Source organism: Nonomuraea sp. NPDC051191 (genome assembly GCF_044455665.1).
Classification (GTDB): Bacteria; Actinomycetota; Actinomycetes; order Streptosporangiales; family Streptosporangiaceae; genus Nonomuraea.
Window position 1 is genome coordinate 113,099 of sequence record NZ_JBITEZ010000004.1, and the last position, 22,696, is coordinate 135,794.

Genomic DNA, 22,696 nt, shown 5'->3' on the forward strand with positions numbered 1-22,696 from the left:
TCTGTATCGATCGCTAAAGAAAGGATTCGAGCGATGAGGACTGCCCTGGTCACGGGAGCCGGCAGAGGCATCGGCCGGGCCATCGCGCTGCGCCTGGCCGAAGACGGGTTCCGGGTGATCGTGAACTACGCGAGGGACGCGGACGCCGCCGAGGAGGTCGTCCGGACGATCGGGGCGCACGCCGTGGCCGTACAGGCCGACCTGGGCGTACCGGAGGACGTGGACCGGCTCGCCCGGCGGGTGGCCGACGAGACGGACGTGCTCGACGTGCTGGTCAACAACGCGGGCATCGGCATGTCCAGGCCCATCGCGCAGGAGACGGAGGAGGGCTACGACCGGGTGTTCGCGGTCAACGTCAAGGGCCTGTTCTTCCTCACCCGGCAACTGCTGCCGCTGATCCCGGACGGCGGCCGCATCGTGAACATCACCTCCGGCGTGGCCCGCATCGCCTTCCCCGAGGGCATCGCGTACTCGATGACCAAGGGCGCGGTCCAGGTGTTCACGCTGGCCCTGGCCAAGGAGCTGGGGCCGCGTGGCATCACGGTCAACAACGTCGCGCCCGGCATCATCGACACCGACGTCAACGCGGGCTGGCTGCAGGACCCCGACGCCCGCGCGTACGCCGCGAGCAGGCACGCGCTCAACCGCATCGGCGAGCCCGGCGAGATCGCGAACGTGGTCGCGTTCGCCGTCTCGCCCGAGGCGAGCTTCATCACCGGCACCACCCTCGACGCCACCGGCGGCGGAAACCTCTAGGAGTCACCTCATGCCCACGGTCATCCACGACGGCGGACACGTGCACTTCGACCGGGCGGGCAGCGGCCCCGGTCTGGTCATGGTCCACGGCACCGGCGGCGACGCCGCCGGCAACTACGGCCACCTCGTCCAGAACTTCACCGACATCCGCACGGTGATCACCCCCGACTACGCGGGCAGCGGCGAGACCACCGACCCCGGCGGGGACCTCACGCTCGACCTGCTGATCGAGCAGGTGGCGGCGACCTTCCCCGAAAGCGGCCCGTCCGACCTGGTCGGGTTCTCGCTGGGAGCGGTGGTCGCGGCCGGGGTCGCGGCCCGGTATCCCGAGCTGGTCAGGCGGCTGGTGCTGATCGCCGGCTGGACGCACGCCGGCGACCCGCGTCTGCGGCTCGGCCTGCGTACCTGGGCCCGGCTGGCGGCCGCCGACCCCGAGAGCTTCGCGGCGTACGGCCCGCTGGTCGGCTTCAGCCCGGCCTTCGTGAGCGGCCTGGGCGAGGAGGGCGTGAAGGCCATGATGGCCGGCGACCCGCCGCCCGGCACCGTACGCCAGATCGAGCTGGACCTGCGGACCGACATCAGGGACCTGCTCCCGAACATCACCGCCCCCACGCTGGTGATCGGCTGCACCCAGGACCACCTCGTCCCGGTCGAGCACGCCCGCGCCCTGCACGCCGCGCTGCCCGGCAGCCGGTACGCCGAGCTCGACAGCGGTCACGTGGTGCTGCACGAACGGCCAGAAGAGGTGACAGCCCTCATCCGCGATTTCGTAACCAACGAGTAATTTGTCCTAGTTACTCTCCAGGCACATGCAGACCAAGAAGCTCGCCGCCACCGGGGCCGCCGCGCTGACCGCGCTGGCCCTGGGGGCGCTCCCCGCCCACGCGAGCGGGGACAAGAGCGTCACCGTCACCGTGATGGGGACGTCGGACATCCACAGCAACGTCCTCAACTGGGACTACTTCAAGGACGCCGCCTACTCCGACAAGCAGGGCAACACCATCGGCCTGGCCCAGGTGTCGTCGCTGGTCAACAAGGTCAGGGCCGAGCGCGGGGCGGACCACACGCTGCTGTTCGACTCGGGTGACACGATCCAGGGCACGCCGCTGGCGTACTACTACGCCAAGGTCGAGCCGATCACCGAGACCGGGCAGACCCACCCGATGGCCAAGGCCATGAACGCCATCGGCTACGACGCCGTCACCCTCGGGAACCACGAGTTCAACTACGGTCTGCCGCTGCTGGCCACCTGGATCAAGCAGATGAAGGCCCCGGTGCTGGGCGCGAACGCCGTGCACGCCGGGAGCGGGAAGCCGGCGTACGAGCCGTTCGTGATCAAGACCATGAAGGTCAAGGGCGAGAAGCCGATCAAGGTCGGGGTGCTCGGCCTGACCAACCCGGGCGTGGCCATCTGGGACAAGGCGAACGTCGAGGGCAAGCTGCGCTTCACCGACCTGGTCGAGTCGGCCAGGAAGTGGGTGCCGGTCATCCGCGGCCTCGGCGCGGACGTGGTCGTCGTGACCGCGCACGCGGGCGACAGCGGCATCTCCTCCTACGGCACCGACCTGCCCGTCGAGAACGCCTCGGCGATGGTCGCCGAGCAGGTGCCGGGCATCGACGCGGTGCTGTTCGGGCACGCGCACAACGAGGTCGCCCAGCGCTTCGTGACCAACAAGGCCACCGGGCAGCAGGTGCTGCTCACCGAGCCGGGCAAGTGGGGCCAGCGCCTGTCGCGGCTCGACTTCACCCTCGCCAAGCAGCGCGGCAAGTGGGTCGTCACCGGGAAGACCTCCGCCACGCTCAACACCAACACGGTCGCCGAGGACCCGAAGATCGTCTCGCTGCTCAAGCCGCAGCACGACACCACGGTCGGCTACGTCAACAAGGTCGTCGCCAAGTCGGCCGAGGAGCTGTCGGCGGCCGAGTCGCCGTACAAGGACACGCCGATCCTGGACTACATCCAGCAGGTGCAGACCGAGACCGTGAAGGCCGCCCTGCCGGGCAACACGCTGCCGGTGTTGTCCATCGCCGCGCCGTTCAGCCGCACCGCCGTCTTCCCCGCCGGGGACGTACGGGTCAGGGACGTGGCAGGGCTCTACGTCTACGACAACACGCTGCTGGCGATCAAGCTGACCGGCGCCCAGATCAAGGACTATCTGGAGTACTCGGCCCGCTACTTCAACCAGCTCAACCCGGGCGATCCGGTGGACGTCACCAAGCTGACGAACGCCGCCAACACCCCGGACTACAACTACGACCAGCTCTCGGGCGTCTCGTACGACATCGACGTGGCCAAGCCCGCCGGGCAGCGGATCGCCAACCTCACCTTCGAGGGCGCGCCGATCCCGGCCGACAAGGAGTTCGTGGTCGCGATCAACAACTACCGCCAGTCGGGCGGCGGCGGGTTCCCGCACGTCACCATGGCCCCGGTGCTGTACAACGCCCAGGTGGAGATCCGCCAGGCGCTGATCGAGTACGCCACCGCCAAGGGCACGATCAACCCCGCCGACTTCGCCTCCGCCAACTGGAAGCTGACCCGTGACGGGGCTCCGCTGTTCTGACCTGACACAGGGCGGGCGCGCCATGAAGGCCGCCCGCCTTGTCCCAGGCAGCGGTCCTCAGGTGGCAGAACCGGCACCCGCCTTGTCCCGGACAGCAGGACCAGCCACCCGCCTTGTCACAGGTAGGACGGGCCGGTCACGCGGTGCCTGAACGTCCACCACACCCACCCCTGCGAGGCCACCAGCAGCGGGATCAGGACGAGGATCACCGGCGTCAGCAACGCGCCCGACGACCCCGCCGTCAGCGGCAGCCGCAGCCCGGCCAGCACCCCGACCATCAGCATCGCGCCGGCCGTCAGCGCGTACGTGCGGCCCTCGCCGGCCTCGCCGGACAGCAGCCCGGCCCGCTCCCGCAGCGATCCGCGCAGCCGCAGCGCCGCGAACGCCAGCCCGTGCACCGCGAACAGCGCCGCCACCACCAGCGCGGCCAGCAGCACGAGCGGCCCGCGCATGCCGAGCAGCACTTCGGCGAGCAGCAGCCCCCAGCTCAGCGCCAGCCCCCAGCTCCCGGCCACGATCCCGCCGTCCCAGAACGCCTGCCACCGCGCGCCGGGCACCCGCCCCCGCAGCCACAGGCCCATGTCCCGGACCACCCACGAGACGAGCAGCGCGACGACCACCGCGTAGTTGCCGCTCAGGAGGTGGCCCTCCAACTCGGGGAAGAGCCCGGCGAGCACCCCGGCCGAGGCCACCAGCCACACCTCGTTGCCGAGGAAGAACGGCGCGATCGCGGCGATCACCTCGCGCCGCTCGCCCGCCGACCGCCCGAGGTACGGCAGCGCCATGCCGACCCCGATGTCGGCCCCGCCCAGCACGAGATAGCCGAGCGCGAAGAAGGCCAGGACGAAGATTTCCATGTTCGCTTCCTAGAAGGCGAGGAGGGGAGGGGCGAAGGCGGGGACGGGCTGGAAGGCGGGGACCGGTCAGAAGGCGGGGACCGGGACCGGCGTCTCGGTCGGGAGGGCGCCGAGCGCGACCGCGTCGGGCCCGCGCCGGGCCGCCCTGGCCAGCAGCCAGTAGTTGACCGCGATCAGCACCGTGAACACCGTCACGAACGCCGTCAGCGACAACCGCATCTGGCCCGCCGTCACCGGCGACATGGCGTCGGACGTCCGCAACAGCCCGTAGACCACCCACGGCTGGCGGCCCATCTCCCGGAACGTCCACCCGGCGAGCATGGTGACGAACGGCACGGGGATCATCAGCGTCAGCAGCCAGTGCCAGGCCCGGAACCCGCGCACGACCGGCGGGAAGAACATCAGCAGCAGGCTCAGCCCTGCCACGATCGTCATCACCACCCAGAGGATCATCATCGCGATGCCGGCCCCCTGCACCCAGCCGGTCGCGGGCAGGTAGTCGCCCGGGCCGAACCGGGCCGCCATGTCCGCCTGCACGGCGGCCAGCCGGTCGGCCTGGCCGGTCCAGGCCGCGGCCTTGGACGGCTGCAGGGTCTGGAACCCGAGCCCGCCGAACGTCACCGTGAAGAACGAGGCCGGCAGTGCGACGCCGACACCGATGCGCAGCGACTTCCTGAACAGGGCCTGCTCGGCCGTGCGCCTGCGCAGGTGGTAGGCGCTCACCCCGGCCATGAAGAACCCGCCGACGATCATCGCGCCGCCCATGACGTGCCCGAACGCGATCTGCGCGGCCGGGTTGGCGACCATCGCGCCGAAGTCCGTGAGCCGCAGCCTGCCGCCGTCGAGGGCGTAGCCGACCGGGTTCTGCAGGAAGCCGTTGGAGATCATGATCCAGAACGCCGACGCGTACGCGGTCAGCGTGACGACCCAGATCAGCGCCAGGTGCGCCCAGCGGTTCAGCCGGTTCCAGCCGAAGATCCACAGGCCCAGGAACGTGGCCTCGACGAAGAAGGCCACCAGCGTCTCGATCGCCAGCGAGGCGCCGAAGACGTTGCCCGCGTAGTCGGTCAGCCCGCTCCACGACAGGCCGAGCTGGAACTCCATGACCAGGCCGGTGACGATGCCCATGGCGTAGTTGATGATGTAGAGCTGCCCCCAGAACCTCGTCATCCGCAGGTGGACGGGGTCGCCGCTGAAGGTGGCCCGGGTCTGGACGACGGCCACCAGCGTCGCCAGGCCGAGCGTCAGCGCGACGAAGAGGAAGTGCGCGCCCGCGGTGAACGCGAACTGCAGGCGGGCGAGGTCCACGGTGTCCATGCCGGAAAGCTTCGCGTTACGGCGTGCTCCGCCGCGTCATGCCGGGGTCTGCAATCCGGCGTACAACCCCGGGCGGAAGATCACTTTGGACGTACGACTCAAGTTGTAAGCCAGCCCGGCGTGATCATCCCGGCCTCGTAGGCGAGCACCACGAGCTGGGCCCTGTCGCGCACGGCGAGCTTGGTCATGATGCGGCTGACGTGCGTCTTCGCCGTGGCGGGGCTGAGCACGAGGCGGGCGGCGATCTCGTCGTTGGACAGCCCGGCCGCCACCAGGCCCATGACCTCCCGCTCCCGCTCGGTGAGCGCGTTGAGCTCGGGGCCCGGCTCCGGCCGCTTGACCCGGCCCGCGAACTCCGCGATCAGCCGCCGCGTCACCGACGGCGAGATCAGCGCGTCGCCCCTGGACACGACCCTGACCGCGTGGATCAGCTCGGCCGGCTCGGTGTCCTTGACCAGGAACCCGCCCGCGCCCGCGCGCAGCGCGCCGTAGACGTAGTCGTCGAGGTCGAAGGTGGTCAGGATGATGACCTTGACGCCGTCGAGCCGCGGGTCGCCCGCGATGCGCCGGGTGGCCTCCAGGCCGTCGAGCTCGGGCATGCGGATGTCCATGAGCACGACGTCGGGCCGGTGCTCGTGGGCGCCCGCCACGGCCGCCGCGCCGGTGCCGGCCTCGCCGACGACCTCGATGTCGTCCTCGTCGGACAGTATGGACCGGAACCCGGCGCGTACCAGGGTCTGGTCGTCGGCGAGCAGTACGCGGATCATCGGGCTCCGTTCAGTGGCAGGCGGGCGACGACGCGGAAACCGCCCTCGGGGCGCGGGCCGGCCTCCAGGTCGCCGCCGAGCGCGGTGGCGCGCTCGCGCATGCCCTGCAGGCCGAAGCCGCTGCCTTCGGTGTACGTGACACCCGGGCCGTCGTCATCGACCCGGATCAGGATATTTCCGGATGAGTTGCTGACCGCGAGGGTGGCCTTCGTCGTGCCGGAATGGCGGGCGACGTTGTTCAGCGACTCCCTGATGATGCGCGCGGCGGCCAGGTCGACCTCGGTCGGCACGTCGTCCAGCGGGCCGGACAGCTCGGTGGCCACCTCCAGCCCCGACGCCGCGACCAGGTCCGGCAGCCGCGTGAGACTGCCCGCGGGGGTGGTCGGCGCGTCCTCGTCCACCTGGCGCAGCACCCCGAGCGTGGTGCGCAGCTCGCGCAACGTCTCCTTGCTGGTCTCCTTGATGGTCCGCAGCGCGGCCTCGGCCTTCTCCGGGCGCCTGGCGAGCCCGTGCAGCGCGGCCGACGCCTGTACGTTGATCATGGAGATGTTGTGCCCGAGCACGTCGTGCAGCTCCCTGGCGATGCGCAGCCGTTCCTCGCTCTCGCGCCGCCTGGCCTCCTCCTCCTTGGAGCGCTCGGCGTCCAGCGCGCGCTGCTGCGCCTCCAGCAGGTACGCCCGGCGGTTCCTGGTGACCCCGCCGAACGCGATCGCGGCCACCACCCAGCCGGTGATCGCGCCGAACATGCTGTCGTCCACGTGCCTGACCCCGTGGGCCTCGCCGAATCCCATGGCCAGCAGGACGGCGGCCCCGGTGGCGATGGCCGCGACCAGCCGGCCCTGGTCGGCGGCGGTGTACAGGGCCACGAACACCAGCACGATCAGCGGCCCGTCGAGCCGGGCGAGCGGGTAGTAGACGGACACCGCCGCGACGACCACGATCAGCGACGCGACGGGGAGGCGCCGCCGCAGCATCAGCGCGCCGCACGACACGATCGGCAGCACCACGTCGAGGACGTTGGGAGGCTGCACGCTCCGGAACGCGGCGACCACAGTGCCGGCGAGCGCGACGGCGACCACCAAGAGGGACACCGTGGTGCTCGCCTGCAATCTGCGCATGTGCTCCATTTTGTATGGTCATGCGGGTCATGGGGTAGTTGAGCGGGATGACGACTAAGGATGAGCTCCGGCAGGTCGAAGAGGACCTCGCCCGGCTTAAGGCGGAGAACCAGGAGCTGCGCGACCAGGTGGGCGACATCGGCGCGACCGACCAGATCGAGACCTCGGCCATGATCGCCCAGGCCGACGAGCAGTCCGAGCTGATCGCCGACCTCGAACGGCGCCGTGCCGACCTGGAGAGACGGGTCGAGGAGGAGGGTTGAGGCTCAGCGGCGCAGCGGGGCGCCCACCTCGTGGAGGTGGCGCAGGGCCTGGCCGTAGGAGGCGACGAGCCCGGTCTGCAGGTAGCTGACGCCGACCTCGGCGCAGTAGCTCTCGACGATGGGCTGGGCCTTGCGCAGGTTGGGCGCGGGCATGTTCGGGAACAGGTGGTGCTCGATCTGGTAGTTGAGCTGGCCGAGCGCCACGTCGGTGAACAGGCCGCCCCTGACGTTGCGGGAGGTCAGCACCTGCTTGCGAAGGAAGTCCAGCTTGTCGTCCTTGGTCAGGACGGGCATGCCCTTGTGGTTGGGCGCGAACGTCGACCCCAGGTAGAGGCCGAACAGCCCCTGATGCACGACCAGGAACACCAGGGCCTTGCCGAACGGCAGCACGGTGAAGACCGCGCCGAAGTAGAGCACGAAGTGGCCGGTCAGCAGCGCCAGCTCCGCCCACGGCCGCTTGGCCGACGGTGCGAGCAGCGCCTTGAAGCTGGCCACGTGCAGGTGCCAGGCCTCAAGAGTGAGCAGCGGGAAGAACCAGAACGCCTGGTACTTGGCGACGAAACGGGGCAGGCCGACGCTCCGCGCCACCTGGTCGTCCGACCAGACGAGGACGGCGGGCGAGACGTCCGGGTCGTGGTCCTCGTGGTTGGGGTTGGCGTGGTGGCGGTTGTGCTTGGTGGTCCACCACCCCCAGCCCAGGCCGATGCCGAGGTTCCCGAGGAGGAGACCGGTCACGTCGCTCGGCCGCCGCGTCCTGAACACCTGGCGGTGGCCCAGGTCGTGGGAGACGAAACCGAACTGGGCGAAGACCACGGCCAGTGCGACCGCGACGAGGAGCTGCCACCACGAGTCGCCCACCCAGGCGAACAGCGCCCAGCAGCCAAGATACGCGGCGACGACGATGCTGAGCCGCACCGCGTAATATACGGGACGCCGGTCGAGGAGACCGGCGTCCGAGATTCGGCGGGCTAGTCGGGCGAAGTCACTGCCCCGGGTGTCGACCACACTTGGACTGGCCACAGATCTCCTCACATTGCGGTGGAAAGTTGCCACAACCCTGGCGTATCCGCCGCAAATCCGGAAGGTGTTCCGTGGTCATCCGGGGAGCGGTGGAGCAGGGGGCTCGTCGTCGGTTCCGTGGCCTCTCCCCAGACCATATGGTGCGACACCCCGTGCCGCGCACGCGACGGGCTCAGCCCAGCAGGAAGAGTGCGTGCCGTTCGGGGTCAGGCAGCGCGGCTCCCCTGGTCAGGGCCTCGTGGAAGGCGTCGGCGCCGAGCATGGAGCGGCACCGCCCGTCGAGGGCGACGACGAGGGGATCGGCGGAGCCGTCGATGCCGCGCAGCGCGCGGGCGGCGCCCAGCAGTTCGGCCGCCGCCCGGGGCGGCAGGTGCTCGGCCGCGCCTTCGAGCACGGCCGCGCGGGCCGTCCGGTCGCCGCAGGTCTCCATCAGCTCCAGGGCGGTGCGCAGCGACGGCTCCGGCGCGGCCACGCGGGCCAGCTCGACGTGCATGAACGCCCTGAACTGCGCGGGCCCCTCCCCGCTGCCGAGCGCCAGCGCGCGGGCGAGCAGCCGGGCCGCCCCGGTCCGGTCGCCGGTGCGCCGGGCCAGCTCGGCGCGGGCGTGCAGAACCCTGGCCTGGGTCACCGCGTCCTCGGCCCGCAGCGCCGACCGCCACGCCTCCTCCAGCGTGACCGCGGCCCCCTCGTGGTCGCCCGCCCGCGCCTTGAGCTGTCCGAGCCGGAGCAGGTACGTCATCGGGCCGAGCGGCGCGTCCAGCCCCGACAGCTCCTCGGCCAGGTGGCCGGGCTCCTCGGCGCGGGCCAGCGCGGCGGCGAAGTCGCCCCGGTTCTCGGCGACCAGCGACAGCCAGTAGAGCGAGGCCCACTGGCCCCAGCGGTCGCCGGTGCGGCGGAAGCCGTCGAGGGCCGGGCCGAGCAGGTCCTCGGCGCCCGCGACCGTGCCGTACTCGAACCGGACGATGCCGCCGAGCAGCAGCGCGGCCGAGCGCGTCCACAGGTCGGGGGAGTCGCGCAGGCGCTCGACGGTGTCCTCGGTCAGCTCGACGACTTCGGCGGGCGGGCGTCGCGCGCCGCTCATGGCCCAGAAGTTGAGCGCGGCGGGATGGCCGGAGCCCAGCACCGCCGGGGTCGGCTCGCCGCCCGTCAGCACCCGGCACAGCCCGTGCGCCAGCTCGCGCCCCGGCGGCGGTACGTCGCCGACCCGGCGCAGCACGGCCGCCGCCCGCTCGCTCATCTCACGCCGTCGCCCACGCATGATCCACGGCCAGAACCGGGGCAGGATCAGCCTGAGCGGGTCGTCGGAGTGGCGCAGCGCGGCGTCGAGGTTGTCCTGCTCGGCGTCCAGCACCTCCAGCCAGGCGAGCTGCTCGCCGGTACGCAGGAGGGGCTCGGCGTCCTCGGCCAGCCGGGTGTAGTAGTGGGCGTGGGCCTGCCGGAGCGCGGGCAGGTCGGCGGCGGCGTACTGCCTGATGGTGGCCAGCATCGAGTAACGGTCGCCGGAGACCGACACGAGCGACTTGTCCACGAGGGAGGCGAGGTCGTCCGGGTCGCCGCCGCACACCTCCGCGACGGCCTCGTACGTCGCGCCGCCGGAGAAGACCGTCAGCCCGCGCAGCAGCTCGCGCTCGGACGCGGACAGCAGGTTCCAGCTCCAGTCGATGACGTCGCGCAGCGTACGGTGACGCGGCTCCGACGTGCGGCCGCCGCGGAAGGTCAGCCGGTCACCGAGCTGCCGGACCAGCACGGACACCGGCATCGTGCGCAGCCGGGCGGCGGCCAGCTCGATCGCCAGCGGGATGCCGTCGAGCTCGCGGCAGATGCGCTCGGCGTCCGCCGCGCCCACCTCCAGGCCGGGCCTGGCCGCCGCGGCCCGCGCCAGGAACAGCTCGGCGGCCTCGGGCAGTGGGAGGACGGGGTGCAGGTTCTCGCCGGGGACGTCGAGCGGCTCCCTGCTGGTCGCCAGGACGCGCAGCCCGGCCACCTCCGACAGCAGCCACCGCGCGACCAGGGCGGCCTCCTCGACGACGTGCTCGCAGTTGTCCAGCACGATGAGCGGCGACGTGCCGCGCAGCGTGCGGACCACGTCGGTCGTCCTCAGCACGCTCTCCACCGCGGCCCGCACGCCGGTGGCGGAGGCCAGCTCGACCAGCCACACCCCGTCCGGCACGTCGAGCCCCGAGGCGGTCTCCAGCGCCAGGCGGGTCTTGCCCACGCCGCCGGGGCCGACGAGCGTGACCAGCCGCTCGTCCTGGCCGTCCAGCAGCGCGCGCAGCCGGGCGACGTCGCCCTTCCGGCCGACGAAGCCGGTGAGCCGGGCGGGCAGGTTGCCCCTCGGCGCGGGGGCCGGGTCGCGCAAGGCCGCCATGTGGGCCGCGCGCAGCTCGGGGCCGGGATCGACGCCCAGCTCGTCGGCCAGGTCGGCCCTGATCCGCTCGAAGACCTCCAGCGCCTCGCCCCGCCGCCCGCGCGCCACCAGCGCCCGCATGAGCAGGGCGTGGAACGGCTCCCGCAGCCGATGCGCCGCCACCAGCCCCTCCAGCTCGGCCACCAGCCCCTCCAACTCCGCCACGACCCCGGGCCCGGGGCTCCCGGCCGCCGGGTCGGCTGACAGGTCGGCGGCCATCACGGTGGCGAGGGCGGTGAGGCGTAGTTCCTCCAGGCGGGCGGCCGGGGCGGCGGCGAACTGCAGGCCGGCCGCGTCCGCCAGCGCGGGCCCGCGCCACAGCGCCAGCGCGCCGCGCGGGTCACCGGCCCGCACCAGCCGCTCGAACGCCGACGCGTCCACCTCGCCGGGCGGCACGTCCAGCAGGTAGCCGGCCGGGTGGGAGGAGATCAGCCCCGGCGCCTGCCGGCGGGCCCGCGACACCAGGGACTGCAGCGCCGCCGCCGGATGCGCGGGCGGCTCGCCGGGCCACAGGTCGTCGATCAGCCGGTCGGCGGTCACCACCCGGCCGGGGTCGAGCGCCAGGCGGACGAGCAGGGCGCGTACGCGGGCGCCGCCGATCTCGGCCCCAGCCACCTGGAGCGGCCCCAGAACCCCGATCCGCATGCCCCCACCGTACGCACCGGCGGCACCGGGCAGGCCGGCACGGACGCTCAGCCGGCCGCGAGCTGGTCGAAGAGGTCGAGCGCGGCCTGGCGCACCTCCGCCGGGGACAACCCGTCGAGGGCCTGCCGCGCGTCGGTGATGTCACGCGTCGTGGCCAGCGTGATGGCCACGGACGACGCCGCGGCGCGATCGATCGATCCCGTCGGGGCGGCGTCGGCCAGCTGCTGGGCGCTCGCGGCGAGGTCGAGGTTGTCTCTCAACGGATCTCCTCGGACGAAGTCTGCTTCGCACATTTCATCACTTTGCGTCGCCCCACATCCACCATTTGTTGAATTCGGAGGTTATGCCCTGAGCGGGTCGTGCCCGACGGACATGAGCTCGCGCCGCGAGTCGTCGTCCGTCCGGTCGCCCATGGTCTCGACCAGCTCGACCACCTGTCGCATCACGTCCAGGTCGGTCTTGGTCAGGTCGCCCTTCCGCTTGCTCAGGACGTGCAGCACGCCCCGGCCCAGCTCGTCGATGCCCATGTCGGGGTCGGGAGGGAAGCCCTCCTCGTCCGAGGCGTCGGCCAGCAGGTAGCCGCGCAGCTCCTCGGAGTTCATGTTGACCACCCGATGGAACTCCTGCCAGAGCGTGTCCGTGTCGAAACCCTCAGTCATATGGGCCGCCTACCCGCCTGATCCTCCCGTTACGCCCCGGGAACGGTCAGCCCCGACTCGTAGGCGGCGATCACGGCCTGCACGCGGTCCCGCAGGCCCAGTTTGCTCAGCACGTTGCTGACGTGCGTCTTCACGGTGTGCTCGCTGACCACCATGCTCTCGGCGATCTCCGCGTTGGACAGCCCGCGCGCGATCAGCTGCAACGTCTCGCGCTCGCGGGCGGTCAGCGACTCCAGCGTCCGGGCGGGGGTGGCCGCGGCCGCGGGGCGGGAGGTGAACTCGGCGATCAGCCTCCGGGTCACCGTGGGCGCGAGCAGCGACTCGCCCGCCGCCACGACGCGGACCGCGGTCACCAGGTCGTCGCGCCGCACGTCCTTCAGCAGGAAGCCGCTGGCGCCCGCCCGCAGCGCGTCGAACACGTAGTCGTCCAGGTCGAACGTGGTCAGGATCAGCACCCGGCAGCCGGTCTCGGCGCACACGATCCTGGCCGCCTCTATGCCGTCCATCCTGGGCATGCGGATGTCGAGCAGCAGGACATCGGGCTCGTGGGCCCGTACGGCGGCCACGGCCTCGATCCCGTCGCTCGCCTCGGCCACCACCGAGATGTCGGGCTGGGCGTCGAGGATCATCGCGAACCCGCCCCTGACCAGCTCCTGGTCGTCGGCCACCACGACGCGCACGCTCATCGGCCGGCCTCCAGCGGCAGCCGCGCCGACACCGCGAAGCCGGGGCCGTCGGCGCGCGGGCTGGCGGTCACGCTGCCGCCGCAGGCCGCCGCCCGCTCGCGCATGCCGATCAGCCCGTTGCCACCCGAGGGCAGCGCGGGACCGCCGCCGCGCCCGTTGTCCGTGACGTCGATCATGAGGTGGTCGTCCTCCCAGGTGAGCCGGATCTCGGCGCGGTCGGCGCCGGAGTGCTTGACGATGTTGGTGAGCGCTTCCTGCGTGATCCGGTAGGCGGCCAGCGCGCTGTCGGGCCCGATCGGGCGCGGCTCGCCGACCTCGGCGAAGTTCACCTCCAGGCCGGTCCCCGCCACCTGGCCGGCCAGCGTGGGCAGGTCCGCGAGGGTCGGCTGCGGCGCCCTCGGCGCCTCGGGCTCGTCCTCCTTCAGTACGCCGAGCATACGGCGGAGCTGCACCATCGCGTCCCGGCCCGCCGCGGCGATGGCGTCGAAGGCGGCCTCGGCCCTGGCCGGGTTGCTGCGCACCACCACGGGCCCCGCCTCGGCCTGGACCACCATGAGGCTGACCGCATGGGCCAGGATGTCATGCATGTCGCGGGCGATCCTGGCCCGCTCGCGTTCGGCCGCGCGCTCGGCTTCCAACTGACGCTCCCTTTCGAGCCGGGCCGCGCGCTCGGCCAGCTCGGCGGCATGGGCGCGGGACGTGGCCGCCGCCCGGCCGATGGCGTACGCGGCGGAGAACAGGGCGACCCCGCGCATCGCGGTCTCCCACGAGCCGACGGAGGACAGGCCGCCGACGAGGGTCACGACGAGCATGACGACCCGGGGCAGGCGGGGGGAGTAGGCGGCGACCGTGTAGAAGATGACGAGGGCGCCGTACCAGATGGGCTGGCGGGCGACGTTGTCGGAGAAGTCGTAGAGCGCGCCCACGAGCAGGCTGACGATCAGCATGGTCACCGGCCACCTGCGCCGCCAGACGACGGGGAGCGAAGCGCCGATCGCGACCACGTACCCCCACGCGTCCCACCTGCCGCCGTACGGGTCATGACTGGAGATCAGTGGCCATGCCTGGACGACGGCGATCAACAGGGCGAGCGCCCCGTCCACCCAGAGGTGGGGGAGCGCTCGAAGCCTACGGCGAAGGACGTTGACCAGCGTCAAATCGGACACAGGATCCCATTGTTCCTCACGCATGGACGAGCGTGTGCCGGGCGGCGGGCTGGACCTGGCGCCGGGCCAGCGGCCAGAACGACACCAGCATGCACAGGGCGCCGAGCGGGATGAGGTCCTTCTCGATGATCGGGATGGCGAAGTCGAGCATGACGAGGACGGGCGTCCAGAGCTTGAGCTGACGGCGCGCGGCGAGCTGGATGACCAGGGCGAGCTGGGCGATGTAGAACAGCATCGGCCCGACCTGGTAGACCGCGAGGGACACTCCCGGGATCGCCTGGACCTGGTCGAACAGCGGGGACATCGCGTCGTGGTCGGCGGACATGAACCCGACGGCGATGTCGATCACGAACTGCGCGGACGCGCACGCGATGCCCACCAGGCCGACCACGAGGCTGGTGGTGGCGATGCGGTTGCGGTCCAGCATCCGCCACATATCCCGAAATATCACGATGAACAGGCCGAGAGCGGCAAGAAACGCGAGATGGCCGGTTGTCCAGGCCAGTCCGGGCCCTCGGGTTCCGTCGAAGCCGTCGGCGATTCGGATGAGGCCGTACGCCAGGACGAGCAGCGGGGCGGCGACGAAGGCGATTCGGGTGTTCATCGGGGTTCTCCTCAGCGGGTGGGGCGATGCACTTATCCTGCGGTTTTCCGCTCCGAATGTGATCACCGGGACGGGCGATCCCGCGCCTCGCTCTCAAGAGGGAGGCCCCTCACTCGCAAGGGCGTCCCCCGCCGGACGACCAGGTTTCCCCGAGACGTACTACCGACAAGACGAGTCGGCTTGACAAGCGATATTGTCGGTGCGATCCTCGGCCGCACTGCCCGAGGCCGTGACAGGGAGACAGTCATGCCGCACGAGTTCGAGATCCGCCACGAGATCCCCCTGGACGCAGCCCCGGACGTCGTCTGGCGGGCCATCGCGGAGGGACCCGGCATCGACTCGTGGTTCATGGGCCGTACCGAGCTCGAACCCCGTGAGGGCGGCATGGGCACGCAGACCTTCGGCGCCGACGTCCCCACCGAGACCGTGGTGACCGCCTGGGAGCCGGGCGAACGCCTGGCCTACCGGGGCGTGGAGAACCCCGACGGCACGTTCATGGCCTTCGAGTACCTGCTGGAAGGCCGCGGTTCGGCCGGCACGGTGCTCCGTTTCGTCCACAGCGGCTTCCTCGGCGACGACTGGGAGTCCGAGTACGACGACCTTGAGCGCGGCGACCTCCAGTACCTGTACAAGCTGGCCGTCTACCTCAGGCACTTCCCCGGCCGGATCTCCACCCACAACCTGTTCCTGGTCGCCCCGCGCGCGTCCGAGGAGGAGTTCTGGGCCGCGCTGGAGACCGCCCTCGGCCTCGCCGGACGTCCGGCGGCGGGGGAGAAGGTGACGGTCGCGATCGAGGGGCGGGCGCCGGAGCAGGGCGTCGTGGAGTGGGTGACCGCCCCCGGCACCTTCGTGGCGGTCCGTACGGACGACGGTCTGTACATGTTCGTCCAGGGGCGGGGCATGGCGGTGGTGGAGCACCACGCGTACACGCCGGTGGACGGCGCGGCCCTGGAGGCCGCCTGGACCCGCTGGCTCGCCGCCGCCTTCGCCTGACCGAGCCCTCGAACCAGCCCGGACGGGCCCCCGTGGCGGTGGACCTCAGGCGAAGAACTCCTTGAGCACCGGCGCCAGGGCCTCCGGCTTGACGATGTGGGTCTGCCCGTCGAGCGTGCGGTAGTCGGCCGCGGGCAGCGCCTTCGCCAGCGCGCCGACGGAGTTGCGCATCCACTGCGGGCTCTTCCCGCCGTCGGCGACGAGCGTCGGTACGGTCACCGACGCCCACGTCTCCTCGGGCAACGACTCTCCCCGCTGGTAGGGGGCGACGAGCGCGGTGTCGTACGGCAGGGTGTGGGCCACGGCCTTGAGCTTGGCCCACGCGGGCATGAACCGCATCATCGCCACCACGAACCCCGGCAGGCCGACGCCCTCGCGCATGAACAGCTTGACCGCCTCGGCCCGGCGGTCGGCGGCCACCAGTGCCTCCAGCCGCCGTACGTAGTCGTCGCCGAGCGAGGGCCGGGTGCCGTCGACGATGAACGGCGGCTCGTACAGGGCCAGGCGCTCGACGGGAAGGCCGTTCGCGACCGCGGCCAGGGCGAGCGCGGCGCCGGACGAGGTGCCGTACAGGCGGATCGGGCCGCCGGCCGCCTCGGCGAGCGCGGCCAGGTCCTCGAATTCCCGCTGCGGGGTGGTCGGGGTGGTGTCGCCGCTCTCGCCCCGGCCGCGCCGGTCGTAGGTGTAGACCGTGAAGTCGGGGGCGAGCGCCTCGGCGAGGCCGCCGTTGATGCTGGAGCCGCGGAAGCTGAGTGCGCCGTCCACGAGGATGACCGCCGGGCCCTGACCTGCGCGTTCGTACGCGATGGGGGTGCCATCCGTGGAGTTGATCATGCTGCTCATGGTGTTCCTCCGTTTCGTGAGGCCCACGATGTCACCGACAAAAATATTTGTCAAGAAACCTCGGGTGGGGATGTACTGATGCGGGCTCCTTTGCGCTCTTACCTGGTGGAGTCGTCCTGAGCGCGGGGGACGCTGGGGCGGCTCCCACGTCGCGTGCCGCGAACAGGAGGGGACGGCACGTGCCGCGGACGGGGGCGGGCGGTCTGCCAGCCGCACGCCCCGGCCCGCGGCACGTGCCGTGGGCGACGACGCCGCGACCCTCGAACCTGCCCGCCGCCCGCATGCGGACGAACTACGCCGCGACCGTGACCGGCCCGCCCTCGGAGAGCGGCGACCTCCGGCCCAGCCGCCGGACCGGCCCGATCACCAGCAGCGCCGTCACCACGCCGACCGTCACCACGGCCGACACCAGCATGAAGTCACGCGGCTCGACCAGCGCGGTGACCGGGCCGGCCAGCGCCTGCCCGACCGCCATGCCCGCGACCGACCCCGCCACCTGGTAGGCGTTGACCCGGTTCATCACGTCGGGGGCGACCTGCGTCTGCACGGTGGTCGACCACATCACCGACCAGAACGCCATCGCGCACCCCCCGATCAGGTGCCCGGCCATCAGCAGCGGCAGCGGCAGCCCGAGCGCGACCGACAGCGGCACGGGGACGTACCCGATCAGCGCCACCGCTCCCGCCGCCAGCGGCCTGCGCGGCCTCAGCCTGATCGCCACCAGCCCGCCGAGCACGGTCCCGAGGCCGAGCGCCGCCATCACCCACCCGTAGTCGGCCCCGATGACCTGGGACGACAGCGGCACGTACGGCCCCACCACCAGAACGCCCCAGAACACCCAGACCAGGATGACCGACCACATCCAGTTCCTGGCCTTGAACTCCTCCCAGCCCCGGCGCAGGTCGCTCAGCACGTCGGACGGCTCCGGCTTCGGCACGGCGACCCGGACCAGCAGCAGGCACACCGCGCTGACCAGGAACGTCGCGGCGTCCACGGTGTAGACGAAGACCGGCCCGGTGGCCACGATGAGGATCCCGGCCAGCGCGGGCCCGGCGAGCTGGGTGACCGCCTCGGCGATCTTCAGCGTCGCGTTGGCCCGCTGCGGATCCTCGGCGACCAGCGGGACCATGCCGTTGACGCACGGCTCGAACACCCCGGCGGCCATGCCCGACAGGCACGCCATCGCCAGCAGCAGGACGAACGGCGGAGCGCCGTCGAGGAAGGCGACGGCCACGACGCCCTGGGTGACGATCCTGACCACGTCCGCGCCGATCATCAGGCGCCGGGGCCCGATCCGGTCGGCGACCACCCCGCCGAACAACATGACCAGCACGGCCGACGCGGTCCACAGCGCGAGCACGAAGCCGACACCGGCGATCCCGTAGACTTTGCCGATCGCCAGCGCCGAGGCCACGGGCATCATCGCGTCGCCGAGCAGCGAGATCGTGCGGGCCCCGAAGTACAGGGCGAAACTCCTCGTCCACATGAGGCCCAATTCTGGATTTTTCCAGTTCAAAGCACTGGTGTCCCAAATGACATCATTGGGTACATTTGCGCCATGGTCCTGGACTGCCCGGAGACGCCCCCGGCCCCGCCGAGCCCGCATCGCGTGGTCGCCCTGGTCGCGCCGCACCAGGAGCTCTATCCCGTCACCTCCGCCTCGGCGGTCTTCGGCTACCAGGGCTCCGACATCCCCCAGCACTACAGCTTCCGTCTGTGCGCCGAGCAACCCGGCTCGCTGCCCACCACGCTCGGCGTCCCCATGCGGGTGGACAGCGGCCTCGAAGCCATCGACGACGCCGACACCGTGATCGTCGCGGGCTGGACCCTCGTCCCTTCGCCGGCCGTGCTCGACGCGGTGTCCCGAGCCCATGCCCGGGGCGCGCGGATCGTCGCCGTCTGCGCCGGGATCTTCATCCCCGCCGCCCTGGGCCTCCTGGACGGCCGCCGCGCGTCCGTCCACTGGGAGCTGTCCGGCGAGCTGGCCGCCCGCCACCCCCTCGTCATCCCCGACGACACCGTCATCTACGTCGACCACGGCGACGTCGCCACCGCCGGGGCCTCGGCCGCCACCCTCGACCTCTGCCTGCACCAGGTCCTCCAGGACCACGGCGCGGCCCACGCCATGCGCATCGGCCGCCAGCTCGCCGCCGGTCCGCACCGCGAGGGCTGCCAGCGCCAGTATCCGCCGCTGCCCACGGCGGGGCCCATGCCGGACTCCCTGGCCCCGCTGCTCGAATGGCTCCTCGGCCGGCTGCCCGACCAGGTCAGCGTGGAGGACATGGCCGCCTATTCGGGGGTCTCGACCCGTACGCTGACCCGCCAGTTCGCCGACCAGCTCGGCGTGCCGCCCGCCCGCTGGCTGCTGGAACGCCGGCTGGCCGCCACCCGGGCCCTGCTGGAGGAGACCGACCTGCCGGTCGAGACCATCGCCACCCGCGTCGGCCTCTCCTCGGCCGTCAACCTCCGGCGCCGCTTCCACACCGCCCTGCGCACCACCCCGGCCGCCTACCGCCGCTCCTTCCGCTGACGGGTCCGCACCCGTCGCCGTCGCTAGGCCGCGTGCCAGGGACGGGTGGGCTCGGTCTGCCTGGCGGCGTCCGCGACCCGCAGCGCGTACGTCGGGCGCTCGGCGCCGGGCACCGGCCCGAGATAGGCGTGGCCGGTCAGATGGCACCAGGCGGGCAGGTCGTAGGGCGCGGCGGGGTCGGTGGCGATCAGGTGGATCACGGCGCCGGGACCGGCGCGCAGCACGTGCCCGCGCAGCTCGATGAGCAGTTGGACGCACATCTTGTCGCCGCCGTCGATCAGGAGATCAGGTTCGGGCATGCGTCCAGGAAACCATGCGGCGACGTCGAGTAGGTTGAGGCCTGTCCTGGCCCGTGAGGTGACAGGGCGGGCGTCGCACGGTAACGGCCCGGACACAACGGGCGGATTATCCCAGTAAAAGGGCCATAATCCTGTTCAAGTGTTGGGGAAGGCGGTGATGAGATGACCGGGTTCACCGAGATCGCCGAAGAGGTCGGGCCTGCCGACGGCCCCGGAACCGAGCGCGGGCGTGGCTCCGCAGGTCGGGGCGCCAGGCTCGCGCGGATCGCGGCGGTCGTCATGGGGGTGGCGTCCCCGGTCCTCACGGTCGCCGCGCTGCTCGTCTTCGCCCACCTGCCGGAGGCGTGGATCCCGCTGCGGACCGCCACGCCCCAGACGGCCGCCGCCCTGACCTTCCCGGCGGTCGGCGCGTTCCTGATCTTCCACCGGCCCCGGCTGAACATGGCCTGGCTGATGGTCGCGGGCGGGCTCGCGGCCGCCGTCAGCGACCTGTCCAGCGCGCTGATGTTCCGGCTGGCCGCCGACGGCGACCTGGTCACGGCCGGGTTCCTGCGCTTCCCCGCGCAGGTGGGCTGGGCGGTGTGCGGGCTGACGCTCACCATGCTGCTGCCGCTCTACTCGCCCGACGGACGGCTGCCCTCGCCGCGCTGGCGCTGGGTGCTGCTGCTGGGCGCGTTCTCGCTCGGGCTCGACCTGACCCGCGCGGTGTTCCGGCCCGACCCGCCGGCCGGGAGCTATCCGTACCCGGCCGTCATCCCCAATCCGGTCCAGATCCGCGCGCTCGGGCCGTACCTGGAGGCCGTCTCCACGGTCGCCTGGACCGGCATCTACGTCGCGATGGCGCTGACGGCGCTCTCCCTGGCGCTCCGGCTGCGCCGGGCCGACCCAGTGGGCAGGCGGCAGATCGGGTGGCCGCTGTTCGCGTTCGCGGGCTATGTCGTGTTCCTGATCGCGGCCGCGTTCGAGCCGGCGTTCCTGTGGACGAGCGTCGGGTGGGCGGCGCTCATCCCGATCGCCGTCGCGTTCTCGGTGACCCGCTACCGGCTCTACGGCATCGACACGGTGATCAGCCGGGCCTTCGTCGCGGCCGGGCTGGTGGCCGTGGTGAGCGCGGTCTACTTCGGCGCGGGCGCGCTGTCCAGCCTCGTGGTCTCCGGTTACGACGAGATCGCCGGCGTCGCCGCCGCCCTGTTCGCGGGCGCGTTCTTCCAGCCGCTGCGGCGGGTGCTGCAACGCGCCGTCGACCGCCTGCTGTACGGCAGCGTCGGCGACCCCGCCGTGCTGGCCGAACGCCTGACCCAGGCCGTCCGGCGCGGCGACCCGGCCAAGGCGCTGACGTCCGTGGTGAGCGTGCTGCGCGACGGGCTGGCGGTCGAGGGTGTGGCCGTGGAGGTCGCCGACGGCGAGCCGCGGTACGTCGAGAGCGGCCGGGTCGGCTCCGAGCCCCGCCAGGTGCCGCTGGTGTGGCACGGCGAACGCGTCGGCCGCCTGTTCGTCGGGCCGCCCGGCCCGCGCCGATTCCCGGCGGCGCACAACGAGCGCGTGCTCGCCACGCTCACCCCGTACGCCGCCGACGTGGCGCACGCCGTGCGCATGGCCGCCGACCTCCAGCGGTCCAGGGAACGCATCCTGACCGCCAGGGAGGAGGAGCGCCGCCGCCTGCGCCGCGACCTGCACGACGGGCTCGGCCAGACCCTCTCGGCCATGGCCATGACCATCAACATGGCCAGGATGAGCCTGAAGAAGTCCCCCGACGCCGCCGACGAACTGCTGCGCGAGCTGCACGCCGGCATGGGCGCGGTCACCGACGACATCCGCGAGCTGGTGTACGGCCTGCGCCCGCCCGCGCTCGACGACCTCGGCCTGGCCAGGGCGGTCCGCGAGCTGGCCGGGCAGTCGTCCCCGGACACCGAGATCGAGGTGGAGGTCGAGGGGAGCATGGCCGACCTGCCCGCCGCCGTCGAGGTGGCCGTCTACCGGATCGTCCAGGAGGCGCTGACCAACATCCGGCGGCACGCCAGGGCCTCCCGCGCCCGCATCGTGCTCCAGCGGGACTCGGTGCTCCGCGTGATGGTCTCCGACGACGGCCGGGGGCTGCCCGCGTCGTACAGCGCGGGGGTGGGGCTCGGCTCGATGCGGGAACGGGCGGCCGAGCTCGGCGGCATCTGCGTCGTCAACAGCGGGCCGGACGCCGGGACGCGGGTCGAGGTCATGCTGCCCTTGGGCACGGCCGCGAAGGAACCGGTGCGCCCGCCGCGGGCGGGCCGCTGATCACCAGCCTCCAGGCCGGTGCCGGGTAAAATTAACTGATCGTAGTTTTAATCTTACCCATCGTGCGGAACATGGTGAAGTATCACCTCATTCTTCACGGAGGACGTGCATTGCCCCAGCACACACCCCGCCTGGTGATGTACTACCGGACCCACTGCGACTGCGGCCTCTACGTCTCCCCGCTGCCCCTGATCGAACGGCGTACCGGCCTCACCCACCTGGTCGTCGCCACGGTGCGGACCGGCGAGGACGGTGTCGTCCGGCTCAACGGCGCCTCACCCGACTCCCCGGACCTGGCCCAGATGTGGGACGACGTGCAGGTCGCCCAGGTGTACGGCGTACGCGCCCTGGCCATGATCGACGATCTCGCCCGGCTCGACGACGACTTCGAGACCTGCTACCCGCCCCTGCGCCGCCTTCTCGCCCGTCGCCGCCTCGACGGCGCGGACCTCCACCTGACCGAGCCCGTGTCACCGTCCGGCCTCGCACGCCTCCTCGACCGGCTGCGCGCCGACTTCGGCCCCGCCTTCCTCCTCACGCTCACCCCGTCCGCCGGCGTCGACCACGACCAGGTCTTCCGCGAGCGGGGCGCTGATCTCGCCTGGCTCAACCTGCCGATGTACGGCGGCCCGAGGAGCCTGGCCGACCCGTGCGACTACGACGCCGTGCTCGCCGAGGGGCAGGTGCCGGCGGCCAAGCTGGTGGCCGGCGCGGTCACCAGCCCCGACAACGCGGGCGGCGGCTACGTCGAGGTCGACCGCCTGGCCGCCACCGTCGCCGAGCTGCTGTACCGGCATCCGGGGATGGGCGGGGTGAGCGGCTGGGAGTACTTCAACGCCCTGCCCGGCGGCACGGACGCCCCATGGCAGTGGGCCGAACGCATCGGCGCCGCACTCAAACTCTGACCCCGCACCTGTCTGCCCGTCCCATCCGG

22 protein-coding genes are annotated in these 22,696 nt (G+C 71.9%); 8 read left to right on the forward strand and 14 right to left on the reverse strand.

Features of this window, described 5'->3' with window-relative positions; all coding sequences use genetic code 11:
- The first annotated feature begins 33 nt into the window (after positions 1-33).
- The 3 genes from ACIA8R_RS12220 to ACIA8R_RS12230 are packed head-to-tail and all read left to right on the forward strand — an operon-like array spanning position 34 to position 3,317.
- Positions 34-756 carry an SDR family oxidoreductase gene (locus ACIA8R_RS12220; RefSeq protein ID WP_364095284.1) on the forward strand — a complete coding sequence of 241 codons (723 nt, stop codon included), beginning with the start codon at positions 34-36 and terminating at the stop codon, positions 754-756.
- A gap of 10 nt (positions 757-766) precedes the next feature.
- On the forward strand, positions 767-1,540 hold the full coding sequence (locus tag ACIA8R_RS12225) for an alpha/beta hydrolase (RefSeq protein ID WP_364095281.1): 774 nt from the start codon (positions 767-769) through the stop codon (positions 1,538-1,540).
- Positions 1,541-1,565: 25 nt separating this feature from the next.
- Complete coding sequence (locus ACIA8R_RS12230; protein ID WP_397038129.1) at positions 1,566-3,317, forward strand: bifunctional metallophosphatase/5'-nucleotidase; 1,752 nt, start codon at positions 1,566-1,568, stop codon at positions 3,315-3,317.
- A gap of 116 nt (positions 3,318-3,433) precedes the next feature.
- On the opposite strand, the gene ACIA8R_RS12235 is transcribed toward ACIA8R_RS12230, so the two are convergent.
- From ACIA8R_RS12235 to ACIA8R_RS12250, 4 genes are all read right to left on the reverse strand, one after another.
- A complete protein-coding gene (locus ACIA8R_RS12235) occupies positions 3,434-4,174 on the reverse strand; it encodes a cytochrome d ubiquinol oxidase subunit II (RefSeq protein WP_397038131.1) in 741 nt (246 codons plus the stop codon).
- Between the two features lie 66 nt (positions 4,175-4,240).
- Positions 4,241-5,491, reverse strand: a complete 1,251-nt coding sequence (locus ACIA8R_RS12240) for a cytochrome ubiquinol oxidase subunit I (RefSeq protein WP_397038132.1) — start codon at positions 5,489-5,491, stop codon at positions 4,241-4,243.
- A gap of 98 nt (positions 5,492-5,589) precedes the next feature.
- The gene (locus tag ACIA8R_RS12245) at positions 5,590-6,258 is read right to left on the reverse strand and encodes a response regulator (RefSeq protein ID WP_397038134.1); all 669 of its coding nucleotides are present in this window, start codon (positions 6,256-6,258) and stop codon (positions 5,590-5,592) included.
- Positions 6,255-7,376, reverse strand: a complete 1,122-nt coding sequence (locus tag ACIA8R_RS12250) for a sensor histidine kinase (protein ID WP_397038136.1) — start codon at positions 7,374-7,376, stop codon at positions 6,255-6,257. The genes ACIA8R_RS12245 and ACIA8R_RS12250 overlap by 4 nt, the downstream gene beginning before the upstream one ends.
- A gap of 47 nt (positions 7,377-7,423) precedes the next feature.
- Between ACIA8R_RS12250 and ACIA8R_RS12255 the strand changes: the two genes are divergently transcribed.
- A complete protein-coding gene (locus ACIA8R_RS12255; RefSeq protein ID WP_357696480.1) occupies positions 7,424-7,639 on the forward strand; it encodes a hypothetical protein in 216 nt (71 codons plus the stop codon).
- Positions 7,640-7,642: 3 nt separating this feature from the next.
- Here the strand turns inward: ACIA8R_RS12255 and ACIA8R_RS12260 are convergent, their stop codons facing one another.
- The 7 genes from ACIA8R_RS12260 to ACIA8R_RS12290 all read right to left on the reverse strand — a co-directional run bounded on the left by ACIA8R_RS12260 (position 7,643) and on the right by ACIA8R_RS12290 (position 14,826).
- Complete coding sequence (locus tag ACIA8R_RS12260; protein ID WP_397038669.1) at positions 7,643-8,599, reverse strand: fatty acid desaturase family protein; 957 nt, start codon at positions 8,597-8,599, stop codon at positions 7,643-7,645.
- Between the two features lie 232 nt (positions 8,600-8,831).
- Positions 8,832-11,711 (reverse strand): BTAD domain-containing putative transcriptional regulator, encoded by a 2,880-nt coding sequence (locus ACIA8R_RS12265; protein WP_397038138.1) that lies wholly within the window; start codon positions 11,709-11,711, stop codon positions 8,832-8,834.
- Between the two features lie 47 nt (positions 11,712-11,758).
- Positions 11,759-11,971, reverse strand: a complete 213-nt coding sequence (locus tag ACIA8R_RS12270; RefSeq protein ID WP_357696476.1) for a hypothetical protein — start codon at positions 11,969-11,971, stop codon at positions 11,759-11,761.
- 81 nt (positions 11,972-12,052) lie between these two features.
- Entirely contained in the window at positions 12,053-12,370 is a 318-nt protein-coding gene (locus tag ACIA8R_RS12275) for a DUF3140 domain-containing protein (RefSeq protein WP_357696474.1), read from the reverse strand.
- A gap of 29 nt (positions 12,371-12,399) precedes the next feature.
- Positions 12,400-13,056: a response regulator transcription factor gene (locus ACIA8R_RS12280; RefSeq protein WP_357696472.1), complete on the reverse strand. Its 657-nt coding sequence runs from the start codon at positions 13,054-13,056 to the stop codon at positions 12,400-12,402.
- Positions 13,053-14,222 (reverse strand): sensor histidine kinase, encoded by a 1,170-nt coding sequence (locus ACIA8R_RS12285; RefSeq protein WP_397038141.1) that lies wholly within the window; start codon positions 14,220-14,222, stop codon positions 13,053-13,055. Before ACIA8R_RS12285 ends, ACIA8R_RS12280 begins: the two co-directional genes overlap by 4 nt.
- A gap of 16 nt (positions 14,223-14,238) precedes the next feature.
- Complete coding sequence (locus tag ACIA8R_RS12290) at positions 14,239-14,826, reverse strand: hypothetical protein (protein ID WP_364095248.1); 588 nt, start codon at positions 14,824-14,826, stop codon at positions 14,239-14,241.
- A 246-nt stretch (positions 14,827-15,072) separates the two neighbouring features.
- Here ACIA8R_RS12290 and ACIA8R_RS12295 point away from each other — a divergent pair, with 246 nt between their 5' ends.
- A complete protein-coding gene (locus ACIA8R_RS12295) occupies positions 15,073-15,819 on the forward strand; it encodes an SRPBCC domain-containing protein (RefSeq protein WP_397038143.1) in 747 nt (248 codons plus the stop codon).
- 45 nt (positions 15,820-15,864) lie between these two features.
- Here ACIA8R_RS12295 and ACIA8R_RS12300 read toward each other — a convergent pair whose 3' ends face one another.
- The gene (locus tag ACIA8R_RS12300) at positions 15,865-16,662 is read right to left on the reverse strand and encodes an alpha/beta fold hydrolase (RefSeq protein WP_397038145.1); all 798 of its coding nucleotides are present in this window, start codon (positions 16,660-16,662) and stop codon (positions 15,865-15,867) included.
- Positions 16,663-16,954: 292 nt separating this feature from the next.
- Positions 16,955-18,148 carry an MFS transporter gene (locus tag ACIA8R_RS12305; RefSeq protein ID WP_397038147.1) on the reverse strand — a complete coding sequence of 398 codons (1,194 nt, stop codon included), beginning with the start codon at positions 18,146-18,148 and terminating at the stop codon, positions 16,955-16,957.
- 72 nt (positions 18,149-18,220) lie between these two features.
- Here ACIA8R_RS12305 and ACIA8R_RS12310 point away from each other — a divergent pair, with 72 nt between their 5' ends.
- A complete protein-coding gene (locus ACIA8R_RS12310; protein WP_397038149.1) occupies positions 18,221-19,192 on the forward strand; it encodes a GlxA family transcriptional regulator in 972 nt (323 codons plus the stop codon).
- Positions 19,193-19,215: 23 nt separating this feature from the next.
- Here the strand turns inward: ACIA8R_RS12310 and ACIA8R_RS12315 are convergent, their stop codons facing one another.
- Positions 19,216-19,491 (reverse strand): sulfurtransferase TusA family protein, encoded by a 276-nt coding sequence (locus ACIA8R_RS12315; RefSeq protein ID WP_357696458.1) that lies wholly within the window; start codon positions 19,489-19,491, stop codon positions 19,216-19,218.
- Positions 19,492-19,653: 162 nt separating this feature from the next.
- Between ACIA8R_RS12315 and ACIA8R_RS12320 the strand changes: the two genes are divergently transcribed.
- Positions 19,654-21,762 carry a histidine kinase gene (locus tag ACIA8R_RS12320; protein WP_364095232.1) on the forward strand — a complete coding sequence of 703 codons (2,109 nt, stop codon included), beginning with the start codon at positions 19,654-19,656 and terminating at the stop codon, positions 21,760-21,762.
- Between the two features lie 110 nt (positions 21,763-21,872).
- A complete protein-coding gene (locus ACIA8R_RS12325; RefSeq protein ID WP_364095229.1) occupies positions 21,873-22,667 on the forward strand; it encodes a hypothetical protein in 795 nt (264 codons plus the stop codon).
- The last annotated feature ends 29 nt before the right edge of the window (positions 22,668-22,696 follow it).

What these genes read in the sequence shown, in the direction of transcription:
- ACIA8R_RS12220 (WP_364095284.1), top strand. Translation starts at nt 34, where the DNA reads ATGAGGACTGCCCTGGTCACGGGAGCCGGCAGAGGCATCGGCCGGGCC.
- ACIA8R_RS12225 (WP_364095281.1), top strand. Translation starts at nt 767, where the DNA reads ATGCCCACGGTCATCCACGACGGCGGACACGTGCACTTCGACCGGGCG.
- ACIA8R_RS12230 (WP_397038129.1), top strand. Translation starts at nt 1,566, where the DNA reads ATGCAGACCAAGAAGCTCGCCGCCACCGGGGCCGCCGCGCTGACCGCG.
- ACIA8R_RS12235 (WP_397038131.1), bottom strand. Translation starts at nt 4,174, where the DNA reads ATGGAAATCTTCGTCCTGGCCTTCTTCGCGCTCGGCTATCTCGTGCTG.
- ACIA8R_RS12240 (WP_397038132.1), bottom strand. Translation starts at nt 5,491, where the DNA reads ATGGACACCGTGGACCTCGCCCGCCTGCAGTTCGCGTTCACCGCGGGC.
- ACIA8R_RS12245 (WP_397038134.1), bottom strand. Translation starts at nt 6,258, where the DNA reads ATGATCCGCGTACTGCTCGCCGACGACCAGACCCTGGTACGCGCCGGG.
- ACIA8R_RS12250 (WP_397038136.1), bottom strand. Translation starts at nt 7,376, where the DNA reads ATGCGCAGATTGCAGGCGAGCACCACGGTGTCCCTCTTGGTGGTCGCC.
- ACIA8R_RS12255 (WP_357696480.1), top strand. Translation starts at nt 7,424, where the DNA reads ATGACGACTAAGGATGAGCTCCGGCAGGTCGAAGAGGACCTCGCCCGG.
- ACIA8R_RS12265 (WP_397038138.1), bottom strand. Translation starts at nt 11,711, where the DNA reads ATGCGGATCGGGGTTCTGGGGCCGCTCCAGGTGGCTGGGGCCGAGATC.
- ACIA8R_RS12275 (WP_357696474.1), bottom strand. Translation starts at nt 12,370, where the DNA reads ATGACTGAGGGTTTCGACACGGACACGCTCTGGCAGGAGTTCCATCGG.
- ACIA8R_RS12280 (WP_357696472.1), bottom strand. Translation starts at nt 13,056, where the DNA reads ATGAGCGTGCGCGTCGTGGTGGCCGACGACCAGGAGCTGGTCAGGGGC.
- ACIA8R_RS12290 (WP_364095248.1), bottom strand. Translation starts at nt 14,826, where the DNA reads ATGAACACCCGAATCGCCTTCGTCGCCGCCCCGCTGCTCGTCCTGGCG.
- ACIA8R_RS12295 (WP_397038143.1), top strand. Translation starts at nt 15,073, where the DNA reads ATGCCGCACGAGTTCGAGATCCGCCACGAGATCCCCCTGGACGCAGCC.
- ACIA8R_RS12300 (WP_397038145.1), bottom strand. Translation starts at nt 16,662, where the DNA reads ATGAGCAGCATGATCAACTCCACGGATGGCACCCCCATCGCGTACGAA.
- ACIA8R_RS12305 (WP_397038147.1), bottom strand. Translation starts at nt 18,148, where the DNA reads ATGTGGACGAGGAGTTTCGCCCTGTACTTCGGGGCCCGCACGATCTCG.
- ACIA8R_RS12310 (WP_397038149.1), top strand. Translation starts at nt 18,221, where the DNA reads ATGGTCCTGGACTGCCCGGAGACGCCCCCGGCCCCGCCGAGCCCGCAT.
- ACIA8R_RS12315 (WP_357696458.1), bottom strand. Translation starts at nt 19,491, where the DNA reads ATGCCCGAACCTGATCTCCTGATCGACGGCGGCGACAAGATGTGCGTC.
- ACIA8R_RS12320 (WP_364095232.1), top strand. Translation starts at nt 19,654, where the DNA reads ATGACCGGGTTCACCGAGATCGCCGAAGAGGTCGGGCCTGCCGACGGC.